Source organism: Streptococcus sp. LMAG:39 (assembly GCF_008680485.1).
GTDB lineage: Bacteria > Bacillota > Bacilli > Lactobacillales > Streptococcaceae > Streptococcus > Streptococcus pasteurianus.
In genome coordinates this window covers 1,818,355-1,841,854 of the sequence record NZ_NALE01000001.1, presented here as the reverse complement: position 1 = coordinate 1,841,854, position 23,500 = coordinate 1,818,355, and the positions used below count along the sequence as shown (strand labels likewise).

Here is a 23,500-nt window from a genome sequence, read left to right as displayed (position 1 = left end):
ATACGCTTTTCTTTCACGGTGCCTCCTTAATGTAAGTGCTATCTTAGTTCATTATAACAAAGTTTTCAGAAGCTGGCAACGCACTCAAAACCAAGCCAAATCACCAAGAAAACACTTGTGATCAAGATAGCTAAAGTTAAGTAGCCTATTCCTGTACTTGATCCAATAGTCATTACTAAAAATAGTGCCAACAGTTCACGCGCACCACCTACAGCTGAACGAAAACGTACCAAACTAAATGTCCCTGTCCCAGTTACGGTAACACTTGTTCCCAGACTACCATTCACCAAGACAATAATCACTGACAATAAGCTAGGAAGGATTGTCAATGTAATGACAAATTTTTTGTATAAAGTGTCCGATAACGATACAGCCGCGCTAAAACAGCACCTAATATAAGACTGACCAAAAAGATAAAGCAACCATCAATGGATTTACCGTCGCACTCACACCTGTATAAACACTATTAAATAAACTCAAAACAGTAATCATCTCCTAAGTGATTCATTTTAATTAGACTATTCCTTACGATTTACGATAGGCTGTGTCATATTTTGAAAATGATGTTGACTCAATGCTGTGTTTCATCAAAAGAGCTCTAAGCCGTTCAGGTTGGGGACCAGGGGGAATCTCCATAGTGACTTTTCCATAACCAACTAGCTCACTACCGTAATTTCCCATTGATTTTTCTACATCGTAATCACGGTACGTAACATTTTTGTCAACTGTCACACGAATTTTCGTTTGTGATTGCCCATTTAATATGATGTTTTTCTTTAATCATAATAAATCAACATATGTACACTCAAGTCGCCGTAGCGTTCTTTAAGCGCATTCAATCCGTCAATCAAAAGGTAGTCTTTGCTTATGGCAGGTTCCTATGTTCCGCTCTTGATAAATTGTTTAATCGCACCTATTTCCGAAACAAAACGGAATTTATGTCCAACACCTTAGGCGTCTTTTTTCTTTAATTCCAAAAAGGCTTGGCTATCATCTGTCGAATTGGTTATATAAGTTCACATACGAATCTTTTCATGACCATTTTTCTTTGCAATCGAGTCCTGATTGGCTTCCCTTTGCTTACATAATGCTTAGCATCTTATTAAAACTTCCTTATTTTTTCACTAACAAAGAACAACACAGTTGTAACAGGTATCATAGCTTTAAACAAAAAAAGTCTGAGACATTTTATTTCAGACTTTTTTAACTATTTTTTGATGAGTTTTTTAGTGAGCAACAATTTCTTGGGCGATTTCTTGACCTGTTAAGCTAGTTGGATAATAGGTTGGCCAGTTATCCATTTCTTCAAGAAGTGCGTCTTGGCTTTCGCCACCCCAGAAAATGTGGAAATGCTCGGCATCTGTTGTTGTGATATTGTGGTCACTAAATTGGACGTATTTGAATTCACCAGCATTTTCATCATCCGTTTCAAACAAATAACGGACACCACGGTTACCTTTTTCATAAGTCAAAATCTTGTAACCTACATATTTATAAGTAAACTTGTATTTCTCACCGTTTTTAATAAATGTAATGGTATTCTTTTTACCGCTGATATTGATTTGTTCAACGTCTGTCTTGTAACCTGTTGTGTAGTATTCCTTATATTCTTCGGCTGTTTTTTCACCTTTTGAAGCTTTAGCTTTGTATTCCCAAACTTGATCCAATGTGCCGTCAAGAAGATATGGGTAAACTGATTGCCATTTACCAGACCAATCGCTCAATGAACGGTCGGTAACATCTTTATCTTTGAAGTAACCATTTTGAACAGTCTTGGTTGTGTCTGTTTCAGCTTTGATAGTCTTACCAGCGACATCTGTTGTCAGTTGCAAAGCTTTCAAGTTTTCTTCCATAACTGAGAAATAATCTTCGCCAGCTTTGATTTGTTTGCTTGTTAAGCTTTCAATCGGATTTAATACCGCTGTTTTGACCCCTGCTTCATCTGCTAACGTTGAGGCAACTTTACTTGACGCATTTTCTTCAAAGTAAATGTACTTAATATCGTATTTTTTGACATATTTTGTCAAACTTGCTAAACGTTTTGCTGATGGTTCTGATTCGGCTGACACACCAGTGATTGGAATTTGTGTCAAACCGTAATCAAGTGCTAAATAACCAAAAGCAGCGTGCTGTGTGACAAAGCTTGTTTGTTTAGCATTTGACAATGCTTCTGTGTATTCGGCATCTAAATCATTTAGTTTTCCAATGTAAGCAGCTGCATTGCTATTGAAAGTATCAGCTTTATCAGGATATTTTGCAACAAAAGCGTCACGGATATTTTCAACCAATGTGATAGCGCGTTTTGGTGAGAGCCAAACGTGTGGGTCATATTCGTGAGTATGACCGTCATCGCTATCTTCGTCGTCTTCATCAGCTGTTCCTGCCATTAATAGCATATCTCCTGTTGATTTAACAACTGTTAAACTGTCTGAACCAATGGATTTTTCAACGCTATCAACCCATGTTTCCATACTATCGTCCATATAGACAAAAACATCAGCGTCTGAAATCGTTGCAATATTTTTGGTAGATGGTTCAAAATCGTGTGGTTCAGTTCCTGCTTTGATCAACATGGTTACATCTGCGGTATCTCCCGTAACAGCTTTGGTAAATTCATAAACAGGATAGAAAGTTGTGACAACATCAATCTTGTCATCTGCCGAAACTTGCTTGATATGGCTGATTTGCCAAGCAAATAAAAGTGCAACTAAATTTATCAATAAAAGAAATTTCTTCTTCATGACAACTCCTTTTCTTAACTAGTTAATAGTTTACTGGTTAAGTATAACACAATTTAAGTTTTTTGCAAGCTTTTTTCTCACAAAAACTATTTTTTTCATACAAAAATAAAGAGCCCCTACGAAAATCAATAGTTTCATAAGATGATTATGTGAGGGTTGAGATTTTGAGGATTATTTACACTTTTTCCAGCAATATATGATGCTAAACGAATTCCTGACGAAAATGCTGGAGCTTCTTTTGAACCTAATTTTATGATTTTATTTGGTAGCTTCAACAGACAAATCAAGCTAATCATCACAAAGCTAATGGATATAGGACACTTTGTTTTAGTAAAAATGGCGAAATAATCGTTACCAAAGCAGTAAAAACATACGTTATCGTATTTGAATTTTTAAAGAATTTAGCATACTCTTGTTCATTAGCTAAAACATCAAAATTAAAGGGAACTAATGTTCCTGAAGATAATGATTCAGATAGGCCCATGAATACGGCTGCTAGAAAAGCAAAAGACTAACAAATAATAAAGCAAACTCGCACTAAAAGCATTCACCAATAGCAAAGATCGATACCGATTTACTGGTATGCTTTGCTCCTGACCTTTCCCTATTAATCTTTCAAGGTGATTTTGAAATTTTGGGCGAATTGGTCACTAAATGCTAGTGTCACCATCTTCTTTTGACAAGTCACGAAGATAAGCTCTGATTAAAATAGTGTTCAGGTGTTGAAACAGCTCATTTACTGTATTGTTAGCTCGCTCTGCTGCTAACAAATATTCTAAACCAGAGACATCTTGTGCTGAATGATAGTAATGAATTTTTTCTAACACTCTCTCTAAATGATTACGCTGAGAATCTCCCACAACGTGCATAAACTCAACAATCGGCATATTTATTTGCCCCAAGACTAAAGCAAGTTTTATTATCGTTAAATCTGTCTTTCCTTGCTCAAAACGTAATAATTATGACGTTGAAATTCCTGCTTCAGCAATATCTTACAATGTTAAGCCTCGTGATACACAATATTTTTTGAATAATTTTTCCAAATCTCTTATTATTAATCCCCCTCATTGAAACTTATGCTACTTTTTTATTGAAAAAGTAATAATTTTCAGTTTTTTTAATCATTCACATTCTATCACTCTATCTTTATTAAGTCTATAACTTTTAAAAATTTTAAATAAAAAATCCCCTCTTGAGTAAAGTTCAAGAGGGGAGAATGCTATTAATCACTGACTGAAAAGCGGTTTGTCATGAGATTGCTTGCATCAAAGAGGACCTTGTTTAACAGTTTTTGAGTTTCTTCTTGGACAAAGTCACTCATGGCTTGGTTTTCGGCATCAAAATCAATACTTTCTCCGTTTGCTAAAGCAGCATCGACACGTTTGATTCGTGCATGTCCTGCTGCCATTGTTTTTTCGATATAATCTTCAATATCACCTTCATGTTGGTGGAAATGTGGGTCAGCAATTGCTGCAATAAGACGATTTGCCCAATAGAATGAGGCTGTTGAGACATTTTCGCCAGTATTGGCAAAATAGGCTGGTGTCGTTGAAATTTGAGTAAAGAATGGCACCATTGTTCCAAATGGCATTGAACCGTATGCCAACCATTGAATTCCTGTGGTATCGTGCGGTTGGTCTGGGCGCAATTGAAGAATGGCTGTTTGACTAGTGCGGTTGATACCAATTGTGCGGAAGGCACGTTGTGTGACCGCATTTCCTTCTGGTCCGTACGGGTCAAATTCTGTGTCTTGGTAATGATTGCTCAAAACGTATTTGACATCTTCGATCGTAATTTTACGGTAAGGTTTTTGTGCCCATGGAATAAAGAAACTACGTGGGTCTTGTTCGATTTCTGGGTTTAAGAAACGTTGCATTGCCCAAGCACGTGGTGTATTGTAATGACGGTCTTTATCACGTTGGCTACCAAAAGCATAGCGTGGGTTAAAGTGTTCATTTGAGTAAGTCAAATCCAAGTTATTGCTTGCGATGAAATCACGCAAATCTTTTGAATACATGTACTCATCTGGGTTGTTGAACTCAAAGTGATCAATACCGAGCTGATTAGGATTTGTGACGTAACATTCATCTGGAACACGGCGAGCAATCCAATGGTGACCACCAATGGTTTCCAACCACCAAATTTCATTAACATCAGAAAAGGCAACACCGTTTGATTCGTAAGTTCCATATTGTTCAAGGATAGCACCGAGACGTTCTACCCCTTCACGTGCTGTACGAACGTAAGGAAGTACCAATGTCAACATATCTTCCTCACCAATACCAGATTCAACCAAAGGGTCAGCTCCTAAAACACGCGCATTGGTCGTAATGGTTTCAGTTTCGCTCATGGCAACATTGGCTTCGTTGATACCAGCTTCGCCCCAGATACCGTCTTTACGCAAAGCATCTGGCACTGACGTATAGCGCATTGGATTATCTGGTAAATCCATTTCAAATGAAGACAAGACTGATTTGTAATGACGTGGTTGGTCTTCTGGTTTCACCACGATAAATTGTTTTGGCGTAAAATCGCCACTTTGTGAATCTTCCGTACGTGCAATAATAGTTGAACCGTCATAAGACGCTTTTTTACCTACTAATATTGTTGTGCATGCCATAATATGCTTCTCCTTTTACTTTCTATAATTCATCCGCAATTTTATTAATTTTACGTAATCTGTGGTTAACACCACTCTTGGTCAATGTGCCTTCCAAATGGTCGGCAATTTGTTGAATGGAATAATCTGGATTTTCAACACGGATTTTAGCCACTTGTTGAAGTTCAATTGGCAAGGTTTCAAGTCCAACCGTATCCATGATTTTAATGATATTATTGATTGTTTTCATGCTAGCTGTCACGGTTTTGGCAATGTTTGCCGTCTCCGCATTATTAGCACGATTGATATCGTTACGTGTCTCACGCATAATCTTAACTTCTTCAAAAATATCCTTACATTCCATAGCACCAATAATCAAAAGAAAATCCATGATGTCTTCTGCTTTTTGCAAATAGGTTACCGTACCATTCTTATGTTCAATGACCTTAGCATAAAGGATAAATTTTCGCATCAAATTCGCCAAATCTTCAGCGTGGTCTTGATAAACCGAGAAAATTTCCAGCTGATATTTTCCAGATTCTGGATCACGAATGGTTCCAGTCGCCAAAAAAGCGCCGCGCAAATAAGCGCGTCCCTTATCATCATCTTCTAAAATAGTTGGGTTAATTCCCATTTCAATGCCAAAGAAAGAATCCGCCAACTGCAAGTCATTCAAGATTTCTCTGACGTTTGCTACCACAAAAACATTGTAAATACGGTTTTTACGCAGATTTGTCTTTTGGTGGTATTTAATTTCTGGCTGAACATGGTAAAGATTTTCAGTCAATTCATAAATATGACGAGCGATTTTAGCATTTTCTGTTGTGATAGACAAGGTAAGTCCGTCTCCTGTCAAGCCAAGGCTACCAGACATTTTAATGATTGCTGATAATTCGCTCTTATCAAACCGCGACAAATTGAGCAGTTCTTCTTTCACTTTTACTGTAAAACTCATCGCTTCCTCATCCTCACCAAATTCATTAATTCCTCAACGACAAAGTCGCCATTGTGAAAAGCTCCGCCATTTTCCAAACGCAAGAAATCTGATGAAATCACACGTTTCACCTGCTTGCGAAGTCCTGCAAAATCATGTTCTACTTGAACCAAATACTCATCAAATTCGTTAGAATTCATGTAATCTTGCGGTACTTCTTGGATATTGACCAAAACGGTGTCAATCACATCTTTACCAAGGTGGCGGTTGAGCACTTCCACATGGTCAGCATCAGTAAAATGCTCGGTCTCACCATATTGGGTCATGATGTTACAAACGTAAGCCACTTCTGCTGAGGTTTCCAGCAGAGCTTGCTTGATTTCTGGAATAACAAGATTGGGCAGGATTGAGGTAAAAAGCGAACCAGGTCCCAGAACAATCATATCACTATCCATAATCGCATCAACAACTTTTCGACTAGCAGTCGGTTCTTCATTGTTATAAGTATTTGTGACATAAACGTGGTCAATCATACCTTTATAATCAGCAATATGACTTTCGCCAATAACTTCGTGACCGTCTTTGAAAACAGCATGCAAAGTCAATGGATTTTCACTGGCTGGGTAAATCTTTCCTGTGACATGGAAAAATTTTGTTAGCAACTGCATGGCATTGTAGGTTGAACCTTGCATTTCTGCGATGCCTGAAATAATCAAATTACCAAGCGGATGCCCTGCCAAAGCACCATCAGTTTCGTCAAAACGATATTGAAAGACTTTTTCATAGAATTTCGGCATATCACTCATCGCTACAAGGACGTTACGAAGGTCGCCTGGCGGTGTTAACTGCGTCACAGAACGCAAAGTTCCGGAACTACCACCATCATCAGCAACCGTCACAATCGCTGTGATATCAACTTCTTCATGCCGTAAGCTATTTAAAATAACAGGAATACCCGTTCCTCCACCGATAACAGTAATTTTAGGTTTTCTCATGAACGATTCACAGTCTCCTTACGACGATTTTTATCACGGTGGTTTTCATTGACAACCCAATTTTCTTTTAACTCTTCTGCCAAACGATGCGCAAAGGCGACACTACGATGTTGACCACCTGTACAACCAATGGCAATCGTCAAAACGGATTTTCCTTCTTTTTGATACCCTGGCAAAATTGGTTTAATCAAGCCTGTCAAATGTTGATAGAAATCTTCAGACTCTTCATGATTCATAACGTAATCATAGACTTCTGATTCGAGCCCTGTTTGGTCACGGAGTTCTGGTTTGTAGTAAGGATTTGGCAAGAAACGCACATCAAATACCAAATCAGCATCAAGCGGCAAGCCATACTTAAAACCAAAACTCATCACTTCTATACGAAATGATACTTGGTTTTCCTCACTTGAAAATTGCTCTGAAATGGTTTTACGGAGTTGGCGTGGTGTGAGTTCTGTTGTATCAACCACATTTTGGCTCAAGTTTTTCAGTGGCGCTAACAATTCACGCTCAAGTTTGATACCATCTAAAATACGTCCATCTGCTGCCAACGGATGACTACGACGTGTTTCTTTATAACGAGCAACCAATTCACCATCTGTCGCATCCAAGAATAAAATTTTAAAATCAATTTTTGGATTGGCATCGATTTTATCAAGAACAGAATTGATTTCATTAAAAAAGAGGCGACTACGCATGTCGACTACAAGTGCCACACGATTATTGTCGCTAGATTGTTCAATCAGCTCAATAAATTTTGGTACCAAAGCTGGTGGCATATTATCAATCGTGAAATAACCCAAATCTTCAAATGATTGAATTGCCACCGTTTTACCAGCTCCACTCATCCCAGTTACAATAACTAAGTTAATACTTTTGTCAGACATAATTGTCCCCCTTTTATCTACTAGTTTTATTATAACAAAATTCAGCCTAAAGATTGATTAGAAAAACCTTTTCACATAAAAATTTAGGGAGTGAGACAAATAAAGTCTCCAGTGGAGACTTTATCAGAGCGTAGACAAACCCTCTCAGCAGTATAAATATTGTAAATTTAGAGTGTGTCTATCGATTTGAATAAACTCTTAGAAATGCTGATATAACGGTGTTCCTAAGGTTTTTTATTTTTTAACAAAAAGAAAAAAGATTGAAGAAAAATATCCAAAATGGACTTTTTCTTCAATCTGAAATAAAGTCTCCAGTGGAGACTTTATTCATGAGCCTAAAAATTAAAAAGCGAATCAGTAGTTTCGTAGAAACTTGATTTCTCAGCAAGTCTTAATTTCTTGTTGCTGACCTAAAACGGTCTATTCCTAAACCGTTTTTGACACTTACTTCGTAAGTTTTATTTCCCGATTATAAAGGTTCCCCAAACCTTTATAACTCACCCCCGCATAGCTCGAAAGATTTGGGGAATCTTTCGAGGTGGGAAATAAAGTCAAGCGAAGCTTGATGTCAAGTAGGGTTGTAAAAGCTGATTTATCAGCGCATTAGAAACTACTCAACCACTGCGTATGCTCTTATTACAACTGCATAAGCAATGAGGCTTGCCCCGTCTCTACCACCTACTTAAAATAGGGTTGTTAAACTTGATAACCGTTTGGATTTTGGTTTTGCCATCTCCATGAATCACGCATCATGTCTTGCAATGTTTTTTGTGCTGTCCAGCCCAATTCTTCTTTAGCTTTGCTTGCGTCTGCGTAGCAAGTGGCGATATCGCCAGCGCGGCGATCTTTGATAATGTACGGAACGGATACATGATTGACTTCTTCGAACGCTTTCACCAAATCCAAGACGCTATAACCATGACCTGTTCCAAGATTATATACCGCTACTCCTTTGCTAGCAAGATTTTTCTTCAGCGCAGCAACATGACCTTTTGCCAAATCAACAACATGAATGTAATCACGCACACCAGTTCCGTCTGGTGTATCATAATCATTACCAAAAACGCTTAATTCTTTTAATTTACCGACAGCCACTTGGCTAATGTATGGCACTAAGTTATTTGGAATACCATTTGGGGCTTCACCGATTAATCCACTTTCGTGTGCTCCGATAGGATTGAAATAACGTAAATTAGTCACAGATAAATCTTTGTCTGCATAAGCCAGGTCAGTCAAAATTTGTTCAATCATTACTTTCGTATAACCATAAGGATTTGTGGCTGATGTTGGTAAATCCTCAGTCAGCGGTGATACATTATTCATGCCATAAACCGTTGCACTAGAGCTAAAAACAATATGATTGACATGGTAATTTTTCATCACTTCAAGTAACGTCAATGTCCCAGTCAGATTATTTTGATAATAACTTAACGGCTGCTCAACCGATTCTCCGACTGCCTTAAATGCTGCAAAATGAATCACAGCTTCAATGTCATTTTCATAAAAAACATTGTTTAAAAAGTTTTTATCTAAAATAGAACCTTTGTAAAACGGAATTTCCTGACCAATAATGACTTTCAAACGGTTTAGAACTTCTTGTGAACTATTTGAAAAATCATCGACAATAATCACATCATAACCTGCTGAAATGAGTTCAACTGCTGTATGACTACCAATAAAACCTGCTCCTCCTGTTAATAAAACGGACATTCTAGTTCCTCCTCTTTCCCTTTGACCATAAACTTTTAACCCTGTATGCCTCATTTGGAGTATCTTGAAGCAATACATACCACATCATGTTTCGAAAACGAAGATTTTCTGTCGGGTGTTTATTCAGGTTAATCGTTCGCTATCCATATCAATTTCTCTTACTTTGTTTAATTTTGATTTTATAGTTTTTCTGTTGGTTCTTACTTAAACTTTGTCCACGAATTTGGATGTCGCATTAGGGAGCTTTCACCGTAGCCAAGCTCTCCAGTCACAGGTTCATTTTCATTTCCCACTTGCAACAAAGCCGAAATCTTATAGCATTCAACTCCTATTTTTTCATAATCATAAACGAATAAATTATTAACTTCTGACTATAAATGACTGGTATTATCACTATCATTCTCACATGTAACGGTTAAATATATGGTCTGAACATCTTTATAATCTTCTATTCTATAAATCACATCATTATCCGTCAAATGATAACTCTCCTCTGTAGCAGTCGTTATTGACTTTGTAGTAGTGTCTCTTGAATCATCATTATTGGTAAAAAGCCCAAAAATCAAAACAAGCTCAGCGATCACCGCTAACAGTAAAAAGACTAATAAACAGCTTTTGTTATTTTTCGTAATTTCCCTTTCTAGTCAAAATAAGCATTTTTTGATTTAAAAAACTTGCCAAATAATGAAATGCACCGTCTTTTTCCGCTTCAATTATTGGATGCCGTCCTAAAATCTGATATAGCAAATTGCTACTAATGTTCTCTAAATCTAACCAAGCTATGATAAAGTAAAACATAGTTGCAACTAGGAAGCCAAATCCATAAAACAAAATACTTGTATATAAACTAGCAATCGTTGCTAAAATAGATGTCAAAGCAAAGATAATACTAGCACGATAACTACCTGATAGATTTCCAAAATAAATAGTAGACAAAGTGACTACATTGGCCATACCGTAAACAGCATATGCTACACATAAAATTCTAAAATAACCATTCATTGTCGTATTAAATCCCAAGGGTAAAACATTCAAAATCGTTATTCCAACAGAAATAGCTAGTAGCGTAACCATTAATTGAACCCAAACAGTTCGTTTCAAGCCTTTTTTCAAATTGTCAGTCATGTCCCTTTCTAATTTACGAATTTCTTGTAGCGTTACTCCGTTATTAAAACTCAAGTAATATTTACGATAACTATCAAAGAAATCGACCTCCATAGAAACAATAAAATGTGCTGTTGTTGCCAACATGGTCAAAGAAGCAATGAAGACTGTCAAATCATAATAAGGCGCAATATAGAAAAAACCACGAACCTGCTCACCAATTTGACTAAACCAAATCACAATAACATGCCCTAAAAGACCAATCTGTGTACATAAGCCAATGATAGCCAGTTCCCAATAATCATCAAATCCATTCAAAAAATCAAACATATGGTGGTAGACTAGTTTGTTAGGAAATTGTTGATACAAAAGATTGGTTGCTAAAATAAAGAAACTTGCATAACCAAAGATTATTCCTGATAGACTAGCAACAACAACCGAGAAATCAATAAGTAAAAAAATCCCCGTCATCAGTAACGTCGTTACTACGGTCACAAGAAATGCCTTAAAAATTCCCCAATAATCTTTAATAATCGTCAAATAATTAATAATATTCCAAGATAACAATAGTTCACAAAATAAAAGCCATGCTAAAATACCATATAGCCATCCCAAATGTGAAAAAAGTAGAAAAATACCATACAAAATACCACCAATAGTAAGGGTGAAAATTTGACTCCCCCAATAACTTGTCAACACATGGCGAATATCTCGTGAATAAATCTTATCCGACAAGTACCGCGAAATCACCAAGGAAACAAATCCATTAATCAAAAGCAAACCAAGTAAACCATAAGTGATAATAGCAACTATCAAATTACGATCAGTGATTGTTACTTTCGCCAAATTTGACAAAATAAAGACCGTCAGCAGAACCAATTCACCCAGCAAAAGCGGTGCGACAGTAACAATCGAGGCATAAACAAAGGCTCGTGGTTTTGAGGTCAAACGTTTTTCTCTAACAACCTTATTAATGGCAAATCCAATTCCAGCCATCAAACCACCTCCAAATACAAATCACGATATTGCTGAATCATCATCTCATAGAGATAATAAGTTCTCGCACGTTTTTGAGCAATTTCACCCATTTTCAATCGCAACTGACGGGAACTGCACATTTTTTCCATGGCGTGTGTCAGACCTGTTCGATAAGTTGGCGGAATACAATAACCAGCAATACCGAGATAATCATCTTTATTTCCCTCCAACAATTCTCGGCAACAGCCAACATCAGTTGTCACACAAGGTCTCCTAGCTGCCATGGATTCAATAACAGACAATGGCTGTGCTTCTGAAATACTTGTTAAAATGGTAAAATCCAAATTTTCCATGTATTCAACCACATTAACTTGCCCCGTGAAAATCACATTTTTGATGCCTAGCCGACGAATCAATTGATGACATTCTCTGTTATACGTTTCATCATCAACAGCACCTAGAATATGCAATCGCGTGTTGGGATAATTGCGAGACAACTCATAAAAGACATAAAGCATTGTCTTAATGTCCTTGATTGGTGCGATACGAACAACCGCACCAATATCTATCCAACCATCCTCTTCTTTCAAAGGTATTGCCGAAAATCGGTCATAATGAATCCCATTTGAAATCACTCGACATTTTTCAATGTCACATCCAACCTCTTCTTGAATAAACTTCGCTTTGGTATAAAGACTCGTCACACACTCCGCTTTGTCATAGATAAGATTTGATAGCATATAGAAAAACTGAATCCATTGCCGTTTCATCGTTGGCAATACCCAATCTGACCGCAAAATTTCTTCCTCACGCTCTCGCGTGTAAATGCCGTGTTCTGTCAACAACAACGGTGCTTGGTGCTGATAACTTCCCAAAGAAGCCAGTAGCCCTGCATAACCTGTTGCAATAGAATGATAAACATCAGCTTTCGGCATATCTTGGGTCATCAGATAAAGAACCGTTAATAACATGGAACGTGTTGTGTGAAAGAGGTCTGCAAAAGCTTGGTTTTGATGCTTTTCCTCAACAATTTCCGTCAGTAATTCCAAAAACAGCCGACTTCTCAAAAAGTCACTTGGATTAACCTGACGCTGATTAAAAATGTCAAACAATACTTCCCAATCAGGAGATTGACAAGATAGCAAATCTTTCAATGCTTGTCTCTCCGTATCGTTAAAGATTTCTTTGAAGTTAGAATTCCCAGAAACTTGGAAAGCATCATCCAGAAAAACTTCCTTGACCTCGACCACATTGTCAGCCAATTCATATTTGAAGTTACCACGACTTTCAGCATTTGCTCCAATGGTCACTAGAACAAATTCGTGCTCAGTCATCTCATTAATATAATTGTGCATCCACGATGAGACGCCACCATTGACGTAAGGGTAGCACCCTTCCAAAATTAAACAAATACGCAACTATTTTCCTTCCTAAACCTTTATTTCTTAGCAATGGCTACTGAACTTGAGGTTGCATGCAAAAGATAGAGATTTCCTGTCAAGTGTTCCAAACTGCCTCCCGTTATATCACCAGGTTTACCATTGTTAAACCGCACCATCAAATACGCCTCATCAACAAAATTACCAAGATTAAATTGATAAAAATCTTCTGCCTCTTCTTTTTCAACCGTAATACTTGAGAAACGTTGAATAGCGCCACCCATTTGTGATTCTGTCATATTTCGAATAGAGGGTGCTGTTTTGTACAGCCATGCCATTTGTTTAGACAGATTCTTATATAATTGAGCCCAACCCAATTTTGCTCCACGGTCAATATCCAAGGGATCGTCTGGGTGAATAAAGTGGTGACTAACATAATGCATATTTAACTCAGAAAGCATCGTCAATTTCGTGTAATCATCAATAATAGCTCCTGATGTTATCCGCGGTTCTTCAACAATACCGTCATCTGCGACTTCAAATTCTTGCTCATAGACAAAATCTTCTGAAAAATAACTACTGGCAATAACCTTAATATTTGGATAATCCTTTGCTAATAAAGCCCTACCTTCTGCTGATAAAATATTTGAAGGTGGTACATAAACCGAACGTTCACTCCTTGGAAACAAATTCTCCGTGAAATCCATTAATTCATCTAACGACTTTTCAATCGCTGTATCACTCGTCCACGTATTGTAAGAAAAGGCACCACCATAGTCAGTATCCGACAACATCAAGGGTTGATGATTATAACCGTGATAGCCTATCTCACCGCCCATTTGTAAAAGCTTATTACCAAAATAAATAAAACGCGAACTATCTGACTGACGCTCAGTGCTTCCTGTTGTGTCATCCTCATAATTTTCAATGATAACACCCGTATATTTAATACCGTATTTATCAGATAAACTAATCATATCAGGCCACCAAATATTCGTGTAAAAATCAGAAACTGTCATCTGATAATCACGTGTAATGTATTTTCCATCGCCACGTGGAACTGGTGATGGAAAATCATCCAAGGTAAAAGCAGCGGAATTAATTACTGGATATATCTCAACATCTCTCAATAACGAATAAGATGCCGAATAGAAACCACGCACTGCTTTTTCATAGATACCAAAATTATCAACAACCACATGACCATGTCCTAAATCATATTCCCAAACCAGAGGAATTTTACTATCGTCTCCTGTTGTCAAGTAAACCTCTGCATTATCATCAAGCTCAACTGCCCAAGCAGAATCAAAGGGCTTATCAAGAGCATAATCCTGCCCCGCTCCCAACATAAAGCCATTTTTAATTGAAACTTCCTCAACTTTAGCATAGGTATCAGATGCATTTATAATACCTAGCTTATGCTCAATAGCAGATGTAACTTCATCTTTTTGTAGTGTCATCGCAAACATGACATCACCACCTGATTCAACCCATTCCATTAAGTGAAAAACAGTATCACCAAGTGGTCTTAAATCTGGTGTTAGAACAACAACCGTATCAAAATTTCTAAAATCAGGCACCATTTCATTGTCAACATCAATATAAGTCGTTGCAACCTTCATATCTTCAAAAATCTGCTTAAAATTATCAATAGCACTCTCAGAGGTCTCATTGCTTGAATCATAAATCAATAGATTTGTCGCTGAGACGTTAACCAAGGCTTCCGCCTTAGTTTGAACCTGATTATCAGATAGATAATAATCATCCTTATGACTATAATAATTAATCCCATTCTGTTCAACCAACAATCCTACCGATAATACTACAAGAATAAGAAAAACTGGAAGAATCATCGTAAATCTAAACGTTCTTTTTTTTAACATCTGTATTCCCTACACTTATTGCCAAAACGCCAATTTAGCTTTATTTTTAGCCGAAAAATAAACATGATGTTGCTCTAGTTCTTTCCAAAAACGCTTCAAATCAGAACTCGATTTTTTCAAAACAATCATATCAAGTTTCAACATCCAAATATCCTGATCATCTGGAAAAAGAGCAAAAAGCTTTGTTAATAAATTTTCTAATCTCACAAAATCATTCATACTCTGATAAATTTTAGCTAAAGTAAGCAAACGTGACTTTTCAACTGGAAAATTCCTTGCTAGCATCTCATTGATTTCTTCAATATAAATATGTTTTAACGTCAATCCATAGTGCCCCTCTGCTATTTCGCTATCAATATAACGCTCTAAAAAATTAGCATATTCACAATGCCTCTCTAATGAATTAGGTTCTTTTTGAACACGTTCTTCCAACTGACGTAAACGCTCATCATATTTTGCAGTCAATTCAGAAAGAATTGTTGTGGCATAATGAACCACTTCAACATCTTCGTTTAAACGTGCTTGATGGAGCAACGGCACAAATTGATCTGGCGACTCAAAAATAACATCAATAATCAATTCACGTTTAATCCCCGAATGATTAAGCAAAAGCGCCTCTTGGAAAGGAACAATATTTGTAATGTCAAGCATGACATTTTCCTTCACCTCCAATTGATTTTGCTCAGTTGTATCATCTATTAACCAAGGAATCACTTCATAAAAAGCTAACTCACCATCTACAAGTTGCGATTGTCTTTCCTTTAAAATATAAAGCACCAGTAAAATTCCGATGAATGGTAAAAAAATAATTAGTGAGTCAAAATAAAAACCAAGTTGAATGTTGTTTTTTCTTGCTATTAAGAAAAAACTAACAACAATGGCTAAATGGCATCCTAAAAACATAGCAAACAACATTAACTTCTCCTTCTCACGAAATCATTTGCTTAAACGCAATAGCTTCAACAGTCTCCTCAACATTATGTTCACCAACTACTTCAAAACCTAAATCAGACAACTTCTCATACCAGTCTGTTAGTGATTGCGTATATGTATTAATTAACAAACAAAGATGATTTTCAACTTGTCCTAAGCTATCAAAAAGTGATAATTTTTCTTGCAAGCTTTTCAACATTGTTGGAGGAATCTCCTCTACTAGAAGCCCTAAATTCAATACTTTCCACATGAAATAAGGCGAATCAACATCTTTTAACGCTAATAATTTTTGATAAAATGCTACTTCCTTTAAAACCTCATACTGAGAAACTGATGTTAATTTTTGACGAAGATGTTGATAACTTAGGCTTGCTAATCCGGTTAAAGACTTCAAAAGATTTTGATGATAAAGATTTAATTTATCTGTTGGTAAATGATCCAAGGCTAAATAATAACACAACTCACCATCTGCCAAAACTCCTGCCAAATACATCGGATAGTCGTCATGTAAATGCTGGTTCACCCAAACTGTATTATCAACTAACTGCTGACTAACTCCTGCTAACTGTTCTGCAGTTAAAATGAGATGTTTGGTATTTTGCACTGTTGTTAATTGCAACTTACTTTTCTGATTATTATCTACCTTACAAATCGCAATCTCATCTGTACCAAAAGCCTCACTAATATAATCCAATAACTTGACCATAAAAATTTCTAAATATGGTGTTTCCAAATTTTCTAAAAAGCGATAAATCCGACCATAACTATCTTGCCGTTCCAAAATCTGGTGCGTCAGCTCAACTTTCTCTGATAATAAATCTTCAGCAAATGATTGTTCACCAGATAACTGTTGTTTCAAATGATTAATTTCCGATGAAAGTCTAGATAAGTCAGACCTATCTTTCTCTTTAATATACCCACTCACCAAACCTGACACTATGTAGATTATATATGGAATCCAATTAGTCGGCTCAAAAAAGAGCGTTTGAAAATCAGCAAACCCCATCAGAATATTTTGAATAATCAGTCCGATTGATGCAAAAACGGCTGCCCATAGACCATAAAACAGTCCTAAACTAAGACCTGATATCACAATAGCAAACAAACGATAATCGACTGTTTGAAAATATATTTGGTCCCCAAATAAATAAGAAAATACCCCACTAACAATAAGTAACCCAAGCAAAACAACGACTCTGGCTGGTGTTCTATCTAATTTAGCAAATTCACGTAATTTATTCACTAATGATAATGATTGTAGCTCTGTGGCAAAACTTGGCAAATCATGAGTTGATAAATCCTCTAATAAAGAAACTTTTGGAAACCATCCATAGTCTTGTCTAAGATCAGAAGTCTGTGGCTTTAAAATAGACAACTGGGCTTCTTTAGAAAATACAACATTATGAATATTAAGTTCTCTAAAAAGTTGTTGAAAGCTCATATCAAAACTATCTGGGACTTCTATTCTTTCAAAGGCGTCAGTCCAATTATCAAAAATACGACGACACAAATCCAATAAATCTCTATTAAAAATATAATAAATTTTCTGATCTGGATGTATCATTATGTCATTGTCAGACGTTAAGATACTTCGTAAATAATCCGTTGAATTTGATAATTGATAAAGATAAAGAGATCGTAAAATTTTTATAGATAATTGCTGATTTTGTGAATAATGATAAAGCATTCGTTGATAAGCTGATAGCATTATGCTTCGATTACTTTCCTCTTGAAAACATAAATCAGGTCCCATTACGTACAAAAATTCTACCAAAAAATCCTTGCTTAAAGCATTGAGGATTTTTTTAATCTGTAAAAATTCACCATCAAGTTCTTTTAAAGGTTCTACGGATTCGGAAAGATATAGAATAGAGATTATATGATAACCGGTTAACAGTTGTTCAATATCAATTTCTTCCTCCCAAGCAATCTTTCGAATTCTATTTTTACATTTTGATTGACTTAATTCCCCTAATACTACCACTTTTTCTTCAGGAAACATTTTTAACAAATCACTTTCTTCTAGTATTACAGTGTTTCCTGTTATTAAAACAGTCATTTTACCTCCTTTTATTTTAATATTATTTGTTTTATGAAAAAAAAAAACTTATGTGAAAAACATTCTATCATTTTATTTTTTTTGACAAATAATTAGTCTGAAAATTTCAATATTTTGATACCAAACCTTTTTAATATTTACTTCACGTATCAAACAATGAAACATTTCAAGCTTAGTATCACTTATCAATGATTCCTACATATAATCTAGCCATTTTCAAAATATATCGAAAAAACAATAATGGCAACCTCCCCTACAAACATATATCGAAGTTATCTCTACTCAGAGTATCAAATTACTATCAATTAATCTGTACAAGATGCTTGTAGCTACTCCCGTGTTAAACTTACTATTAACAAACAGAAATACATCAATTTTCAAATGAGACAATAAGCTAAATTTATGCCCCTTAAAATCATTAGCAACTCCTGTAAACAGAAAAAGACAAATCCCCAAAATGTGATTTGTCTTCAATTATTAGATTAAAATTTGACATATTGTTCTTCTGGATTTTTATACTTACTTTTACTAATCAAACAAAAGCAATGTATCAGCAGTTTCTTGTCCAGATACTGCAAAGTGAATCGCATTTTTATTTGTCATGGGATCTACAATCCCTAAAGAGATACTATAATTTTCCCGTAACTTCTTTACATTACTTATAGGAAGTTCAATAGGTATGGATTTCTCTTCATTAGGAAGAATTTTAGCTACATTTAAATCTAGTTTAATCCTTTTAATACGATTGGTACCTTTGTTTTTTAAATAAACATAAGTCGTCCAATTTCGATAAAATGGTGCAACTCCTGAATTTTTTAAGGTAATATTAAGAACAACTTTTTGCGTTGACTCTTGCTTGATGCTTGCAGATGTTACCCATAAACGATACCCCATATTTTTTAATAGTTCATTATAGCCAGTCTTATTGTCACCAATATCTTCGGCAACTTTTGGTCCTAAAAATGTTGTATGTGACTGAGCTACTAAACTTGTCGTCTGTGAAAGTTTATCTCCTAAAAGGCTACTTAAGCTATCTGAACTTGTTAATTCACCACCAATTGGTGCTGTTTGCCAAGCATCAGACATCATTACTAAATCGTTTTCTCCCGTTTCTGAATAGATGCCTCCTGAATCAATCCAATCTAGCCATTCTTGAGTTGCTTCACAATTTCCAGCCATGTCATTATACAACCCTAAATCATTTTCACTCGCTATTCTAAACGGCCGACGCATGAGTAAATTGGCATTCGGAAAAGCTGATAACCAAGGCACGACATACCGCTCACGAACAGATTCGTCTGGCAATTGACGAACACCCGCGGTACTATCAACATGCCATTCTCCCCAATGTCCTAATCCACCTAATTCAATAAAACTTATCAATTCCTCATCACCCCAACGATCTCCCATTGCTTGAATAGTTTTTTCATAGGCAGTAATTAATTCTTCACTATTATAGTTCGGCGAAAAACCTTTTCCACAATCTGAATCATACCAATCTCCTAATACCTTCTTTAGGCTCTAATTCTCGCCAAGTAATGTCCACATAAAGAAGGGTAACATCATCCGCCACTATTTCTTCCATTGCAGCAGGTGCGTATCCCATCAAGGGATTACTAATAACTTTTTTTGAATAGGTAAAATTTTTCTTCATATTACCAGGTTTGACATCATAAATAAAATAGAATAATAGAAACATCGCTAATACCATCAATAGCGTAAATAAGGTCATTACTATACCATTTTTCATATTCGTCCTCTCTTAAAACACATTGGCTTATTTCTATTTTAGTGTTATTTTATTCATTTCTTCAAGCAATTCTTTATTTTGCTCTTGCAATTCAATAACTTGATTAGTAAGAGACGCTAACATTTCTGTTTGTAGTTTTTGAATTTCTAACAAATCTGATTGATCTTGTTGGACCAAATGGTCAAGCTTCGCATGTAACAGTCGAATACCTTCCTCTGAAACTTTATTAACATTATAATCATTTTTAGCTTGTAGGCGGTCATATTCTGAAGCTCGATTTTGACTCATCATAATCAAAGGTGCCTGAATAGCTGCAATTGTTGATAAGGCTAAATTCAGCAAAATAAACGGATACTGATCAAAAGCAATTCCAAAAGGCTTGATAACATTTACTGCCATCCAAATCACCATAAAAACAATAAATGAAATGATAAATGTCCATGAACCACCAAAACGTGCTACATCATCAGCGATTCGTTGACCAAAAGTCAGTTTTTTATCCAATTGACCTTGAACATCCAATGCAGTATAACGGTTATCCTTAGATACATCGTAAACTAATTCACGGATAAAATCATTCTTCCGATTTGCTTTATTAACCATTTCATCCAGAAATAACACACGGTAATGTGTTAAATTTTTATTGCTAATAAAATCATTTTCCTTTAATTCAGGATGTTTTTTCTTAATAAGATTACGCAAACGAACATCCAACTCAGAGAGAAATACTCCCTCTACCATTGGGTACAACTGATGATCAATACCATCACAAATTAGCTTTTCATCATTCATAAATTCACTCTTTCTATTTCCTCCCATTATAACAAAATAAAAATAAAAAAACTGATTTCTCAGCTTTTTGTGTTAGTCCTCCCGATCAATAATGACTCCCATGACGGTTAAGTGACCATTACTAATAAGTGTAAGTACCAAACGTGCCAATTCCTTAGCTGGCATAGCAAAATCTGATTTTATCCACCATAACAAGGTTCCTGTGAAGATACTGGTTAGGTAGGCAACGATAAATTCTGTCGGAACCTGCTCGCCAGATTCTGTAACATTCAGCTTAGCAAGCAGATGATCATATTTTTCGTGTAACAAAGTACCAAATTTTTCTTGCATGATTTCCTGTGAAATACTGCGCAAAACTATTTTAGCAATAGCGGAATTTTTCTCCAAATCATGGTAAAAATCAGCTAGTAGTTTTTCAGCTCTTTTTACCTTCACACGATTACCATTTGTTATTTGGGCACCATCAATCATCGCAGACATTTCTCCCAACACCTGCTGTTGAATTCCTTTCTGTAATTCATCTTTATCAGCATAATGAGCATAAAAAGTAGCACGGTTAATCATCGCTTCGTCAGCAATATCTTGCACTGTAATTTTTTCGTAAGGTTTTTCGCTGAGTAGTTTGGCAAAAGCATCAAAAATCAATTTCTCAGTTCTTAAATAACGAATATCTGTAAATTTCATTAGTTTATTCCTCCAAGATAAACAACAGTTTGTTGAACATGTGTTGTTTAAACAACACAACTTAAAAAATTAGCGATTGAATTTGACAATAAGTATTCTATAATACTATTATAGCAAACGGTTTGTTGAATAAGCAACAGATTGTTGGCAATGTAACACTGTGTTAGGTAAAACAAAGAAAGGAAAAAATAGTGTTAAAGACCTATTTGCGTGGATAAGGGGGAAAATTTTCTAAGAAATTCGATTTTCATCTCACTCCCACCGCCCTCTAACACTTTTAGTATTTTATTATATGTATAAAGCAGGTATAGATGTCGGATCGACAACTGTTAAAGTTGTCATCTTCGACGATAACTATCAATTATTATTCTCACGTTATGAACGTCACTTTTCAGATGTCAAAACAGCAACAATTAAAGTTTTAAAGGAAGCTATTTCAGAAATCGGCGACCAAGCAGTCAGTATTGCTATCACAGGTTCAGGGGGAATGGGTTTGGCAGATGTGGCAAAAATTCCATTTGTTCAGGAAGTTATTGCCGCTACCACTACCGTTGAAAAATTCATTCCACAAACCGATGTTGTTATCGAACTTGGTGGTGAAGATGCTAAGATGACATTCTTTGGTGATGCTCTTGAACAGCGCATGAATGGAACATGCGCTGGTGGTACAGGAGCTTTCATTGACCAAATGGCAGAGCTTTTGAAAACAGATGCCAACGGCGTTAATGAATTAGCCAAAGGCTACGAAACGATTTACCCAATCGCCAGTCGTTGTGGGGTATTTGCCAAAACAGACGTCCAACCATTGATTAATGAAGGGGCTCGTAAAGAGGACATTGCGGCTTCTATTTTCCAAGCCGTTGTTAATCAAACCATTGCTGGTTTGGCTTCAGGGCGTAAAATTTCTGGAAATATTGCCTTTCTTGGCGGACCGTTGTTCTTTATGAGTGAACTTCGTCAACGTTTCATTGAAACACTCAATATTAAACCAGAAAATGTTATTTTCCCTGAAAATCCGCAACTTTTCGTTGCCATGGGAGCTGCCTTAGATGAAGACCAAGCGCAATTAGCACTATCAGAAATCATTCATAACCTTGAAAATAACACTTCAAAATCGCTAGTTCCTAAAAATACACTAGATGTTCTTTTCAAAGACCAAGCTGAATTAGACGCTTGGCGCGCTCGCCACAATGAAGCAAGTGTTGAATATAAAGATATTGCCAAAGCTTCTGGTCCAGTCTTTCTAGGAATTGATGCGGGTTCAACAACCTCAAAGGTTGTCTTGACTGATCCCGAAGGTGCCATTTTATTCCAACACTATGGCAACAACCAAGGGCAACCACTTGAAAATGTTATCGAAATTCTTAAAGAAGTTTATCGCCAATTACCAGACACAGCCTTTATCGCACGCTCTTGCGTAACAGGTTATGGTGAAAATTTGATTAAAGCAGCCTTACACGTTGACTATGGTGAAGTCGAAACCGTTGCTCACTTCAAAGCCGCTAATTACTTCAACCCTGGTGTTGATTTCATCCTCGATATTGGTGGGCAAGATATGAAAGCTATGAGCGTTCAAGACGGCGCCCTCTCAAGTATTCAATTGAACGAAGCTTGTTCATCTGGTTGTGGTTCTTTCATCGAAACCTTTGCCAAATCACTTAAATACGACGTTAAAGACTTTGCACAAGTTGCTTTACTAGCTGAACACCCTGTTGACCTCGGTTCAAAATGTACAGTGTTCATGAACTCAAAAGTCAAACAAGTGCAAAAAGAAGGCGCTACTGTTGCTGATATTTCTGCAGGACTTTCCTATTCTGTTATCAAAAATGCGCTTTATAAGGTTATTAAACTCAAACGTCCTGAAGATTTAGGTGAAAAAATTGTTGTCCAAGGCGGTACTTTCTACAATGAAGCGGTGCTCCGTGCCTTTGAATTGGTCAGTGAACGCGAAGTTGTTCGTCCAAGTATTGCTGGTCTAATGGGAGCTTACGGCTGCGCCATTATTGCCCAAGAAAAATACGAAGACGAAACCGCTCAAGCACCTGCCGTTGAAATGGCAACAGTCTAGTAAA

20 protein-coding genes are annotated in these 23,500 nt (G+C 36.3%); 1 reads left to right on the top strand and 19 read right to left on the bottom strand.

The annotated features are described in order from the left end of the window. Window positions 1-65: 65 nt before the first annotated feature. The 19 genes from CCC20_RS09495 to CCC20_RS09405 form a co-directional block, all read right to left on the bottom strand. Window positions 66-329: a hypothetical protein gene (locus CCC20_RS09495; RefSeq protein WP_231729884.1), complete on the bottom strand. Its 264-nt coding sequence runs from the start codon at window positions 327-329 to the stop codon at window positions 66-68. Between the two features lie 196 nt (window positions 330-525). After that, window positions 526-732, bottom strand: a complete 207-nt coding sequence (locus CCC20_RS09490) for a CYTH domain-containing protein (RefSeq protein WP_003063974.1) — start codon at window positions 730-732, stop codon at window positions 526-528. Window positions 733-1,226: 494 nt separating this feature from the next. Then, entirely contained in the window at window positions 1,227-2,741 is a 1,515-nt protein-coding gene (locus CCC20_RS09485) for a zinc ABC transporter substrate-binding protein AdcA (RefSeq protein WP_003063972.1), read from the bottom strand. Window positions 2,742-3,036: 295 nt separating this feature from the next. Then, on the bottom strand, window positions 3,037-3,225 hold the full coding sequence (locus tag CCC20_RS09480) for a hypothetical protein (protein WP_003063969.1): 189 nt from the start codon (window positions 3,223-3,225) through the stop codon (window positions 3,037-3,039). A gap of 166 nt (window positions 3,226-3,391) precedes the next feature. Beyond that, window positions 3,392-3,628, bottom strand: a complete 237-nt coding sequence (locus CCC20_RS09475) for a hypothetical protein (RefSeq protein WP_244898379.1) — start codon at window positions 3,626-3,628, stop codon at window positions 3,392-3,394. A 335-nt stretch (window positions 3,629-3,963) separates the two neighbouring features. Next, window positions 3,964-5,361: a C69 family dipeptidase gene (locus CCC20_RS09470; RefSeq protein ID WP_013851645.1), complete on the bottom strand. Its 1,398-nt coding sequence runs from the start codon at window positions 5,359-5,361 to the stop codon at window positions 3,964-3,966. Window positions 5,362-5,383: 22 nt separating this feature from the next. After that, window positions 5,384-6,295, bottom strand: a complete 912-nt coding sequence (gene whiA / locus CCC20_RS09465; protein WP_013851644.1) for a DNA-binding protein WhiA — start codon at window positions 6,293-6,295, stop codon at window positions 5,384-5,386. After that, window positions 6,292-7,269 (bottom strand): YvcK family protein, encoded by a 978-nt coding sequence (locus tag CCC20_RS09460; protein ID WP_013851643.1) that lies wholly within the window; start codon window positions 7,267-7,269, stop codon window positions 6,292-6,294. Before CCC20_RS09460 ends, whiA begins: the two co-directional genes overlap by 4 nt. Continuing rightward, window positions 7,266-8,156 (bottom strand): RNase adapter RapZ, encoded by an 891-nt coding sequence (rapZ, locus tag CCC20_RS09455; protein ID WP_003063956.1) that lies wholly within the window; start codon window positions 8,154-8,156, stop codon window positions 7,266-7,268. Before rapZ ends, CCC20_RS09460 begins: the two co-directional genes overlap by 4 nt. Before the next feature lie 696 nt (window positions 8,157-8,852). After that, complete coding sequence (gene galE / locus CCC20_RS09450; protein WP_013851642.1) at window positions 8,853-9,866, bottom strand: UDP-glucose 4-epimerase GalE; 1,014 nt, start codon at window positions 9,864-9,866, stop codon at window positions 8,853-8,855. 618 nt (window positions 9,867-10,484) lie between these two features. Next, the gene (pelG, locus tag CCC20_RS09445) at window positions 10,485-11,966 is read right to left on the bottom strand and encodes an exopolysaccharide Pel transporter PelG (RefSeq protein WP_287180102.1); all 1,482 of its coding nucleotides are present in this window, start codon (window positions 11,964-11,966) and stop codon (window positions 10,485-10,487) included. Then, complete coding sequence (pelF, locus tag CCC20_RS09440) at window positions 11,966-13,366, bottom strand: GT4 family glycosyltransferase PelF (RefSeq protein WP_013851641.1); 1,401 nt, start codon at window positions 13,364-13,366, stop codon at window positions 11,966-11,968. Before pelF ends, pelG begins: the two co-directional genes overlap by 1 nt. 20 nt (window positions 13,367-13,386) lie before the next feature. After that, on the bottom strand, window positions 13,387-15,210 hold the full coding sequence (locus tag CCC20_RS09435; RefSeq protein WP_003063940.1) for a DUF2194 domain-containing protein: 1,824 nt from the start codon (window positions 15,208-15,210) through the stop codon (window positions 13,387-13,389). Window positions 15,211-15,225: 15 nt separating this feature from the next. Beyond that, a complete protein-coding gene (locus CCC20_RS09430; protein WP_003063938.1) occupies window positions 15,226-16,125 on the bottom strand; it encodes a hypothetical protein in 900 nt (299 codons plus the stop codon). A 13-nt stretch (window positions 16,126-16,138) separates the two neighbouring features. Further along, the gene (locus tag CCC20_RS09425) at window positions 16,139-18,202 is read right to left on the bottom strand and encodes a hypothetical protein (RefSeq protein ID WP_069789051.1); all 2,064 of its coding nucleotides are present in this window, start codon (window positions 18,200-18,202) and stop codon (window positions 16,139-16,141) included. Between the two features lie 528 nt (window positions 18,203-18,730). Continuing rightward, a complete protein-coding gene (locus tag CCC20_RS09420; protein WP_003063930.1) occupies window positions 18,731-19,612 on the bottom strand; it encodes a DUF4832 domain-containing protein in 882 nt (293 codons plus the stop codon). Between the two features lie 79 nt (window positions 19,613-19,691). Then, window positions 19,692-19,934, bottom strand: a complete 243-nt coding sequence (locus CCC20_RS09415) for a hypothetical protein (protein WP_238374719.1) — start codon at window positions 19,932-19,934, stop codon at window positions 19,692-19,694. Window positions 19,935-19,985: 51 nt separating this feature from the next. Continuing rightward, the gene (locus CCC20_RS09410; RefSeq protein ID WP_003063927.1) at window positions 19,986-20,744 is read right to left on the bottom strand and encodes a DUF1003 domain-containing protein; all 759 of its coding nucleotides are present in this window, start codon (window positions 20,742-20,744) and stop codon (window positions 19,986-19,988) included. A 72-nt stretch (window positions 20,745-20,816) separates the two neighbouring features. Further along, the gene (locus tag CCC20_RS09405) at window positions 20,817-21,428 is read right to left on the bottom strand and encodes a TetR/AcrR family transcriptional regulator (protein ID WP_003063924.1); all 612 of its coding nucleotides are present in this window, start codon (window positions 21,426-21,428) and stop codon (window positions 20,817-20,819) included. A 292-nt stretch (window positions 21,429-21,720) separates the two neighbouring features. Here CCC20_RS09405 and CCC20_RS09400 point away from each other — a divergent pair, with 292 nt between their 5' ends. Continuing rightward, window positions 21,721-23,496 (top strand): acyl-CoA dehydratase activase, encoded by a 1,776-nt coding sequence (locus tag CCC20_RS09400; RefSeq protein WP_003063923.1) that lies wholly within the window; start codon window positions 21,721-21,723, stop codon window positions 23,494-23,496. The last annotated feature ends 4 nt before the right edge of the window (window positions 23,497-23,500 follow it).

Bases quoted from the DNA above. Each gene is read 5' to 3' on its own strand.
- CCC20_RS09485 (WP_003063972.1), bottom strand. From the start codon at position 2,741: ATGAAGAAGAAATTTCTTTTATTGATAAATTTAGTTGCACTTTTATTT.
- CCC20_RS09480 (WP_003063969.1), bottom strand. From the start codon at position 3,225: ATGGGCCTATCTGAATCATTATCTTCAGGAACATTAGTTCCCTTTAAT.
- CCC20_RS09475 (WP_244898379.1), bottom strand. From the start codon at position 3,628: ATGCCGATTGTTGAGTTTATGCACGTTGTGGGAGATTCTCAGCGTAAT.
- CCC20_RS09470 (WP_013851645.1), bottom strand. From the start codon at position 5,361: ATGGCATGCACAACAATATTAGTAGGTAAAAAAGCGTCTTATGACGGT.
- whiA (WP_013851644.1), bottom strand. From the start codon at position 6,295: ATGAGTTTTACAGTAAAAGTGAAAGAAGAACTGCTCAATTTGTCGCGG.
- CCC20_RS09460 (WP_013851643.1), bottom strand. From the start codon at position 7,269: ATGAGAAAACCTAAAATTACTGTTATCGGTGGAGGAACGGGTATTCCT.
- rapZ (WP_003063956.1), bottom strand. From the start codon at position 8,156: ATGTCTGACAAAAGTATTAACTTAGTTATTGTAACTGGGATGAGTGGA.
- galE (WP_013851642.1), bottom strand. From the start codon at position 9,866: ATGTCCGTTTTATTAACAGGAGGAGCAGGTTTTATTGGTAGTCATACA.
- pelG (WP_287180102.1), bottom strand. From the start codon at position 11,966: ATGGCTGGAATTGGATTTGCCATTAATAAGGTTGTTAGAGAAAAACGT.
- CCC20_RS09435 (WP_003063940.1), bottom strand. From the start codon at position 15,210: ATGTTAAAAAAAAGAACGTTTAGATTTACGATGATTCTTCCAGTTTTT.
- CCC20_RS09430 (WP_003063938.1), bottom strand. From the start codon at position 16,125: ATGTTGTTTGCTATGTTTTTAGGATGCCATTTAGCCATTGTTGTTAGT.
- CCC20_RS09425 (WP_069789051.1), bottom strand. From the start codon at position 18,202: ATGACTGTTTTAATAACAGGAAACACTGTAATACTAGAAGAAAGTGAT.
- CCC20_RS09420 (WP_003063930.1), bottom strand. From the start codon at position 19,612: ATGGGAGATCGTTGGGGTGATGAGGAATTGATAAGTTTTATTGAATTA.
- CCC20_RS09415 (WP_238374719.1), bottom strand. From the start codon at position 19,934: ATGACCTTATTTACGCTATTGATGGTATTAGCGATGTTTCTATTATTC.
- CCC20_RS09410 (WP_003063927.1), bottom strand. From the start codon at position 20,744: ATGAATGATGAAAAGCTAATTTGTGATGGTATTGATCATCAGTTGTAC.
- CCC20_RS09405 (WP_003063924.1), bottom strand. From the start codon at position 21,428: ATGAAATTTACAGATATTCGTTATTTAAGAACTGAGAAATTGATTTTT.
- CCC20_RS09400 (WP_003063923.1), top strand. From the start codon at position 21,721: ATGTATAAAGCAGGTATAGATGTCGGATCGACAACTGTTAAAGTTGTC.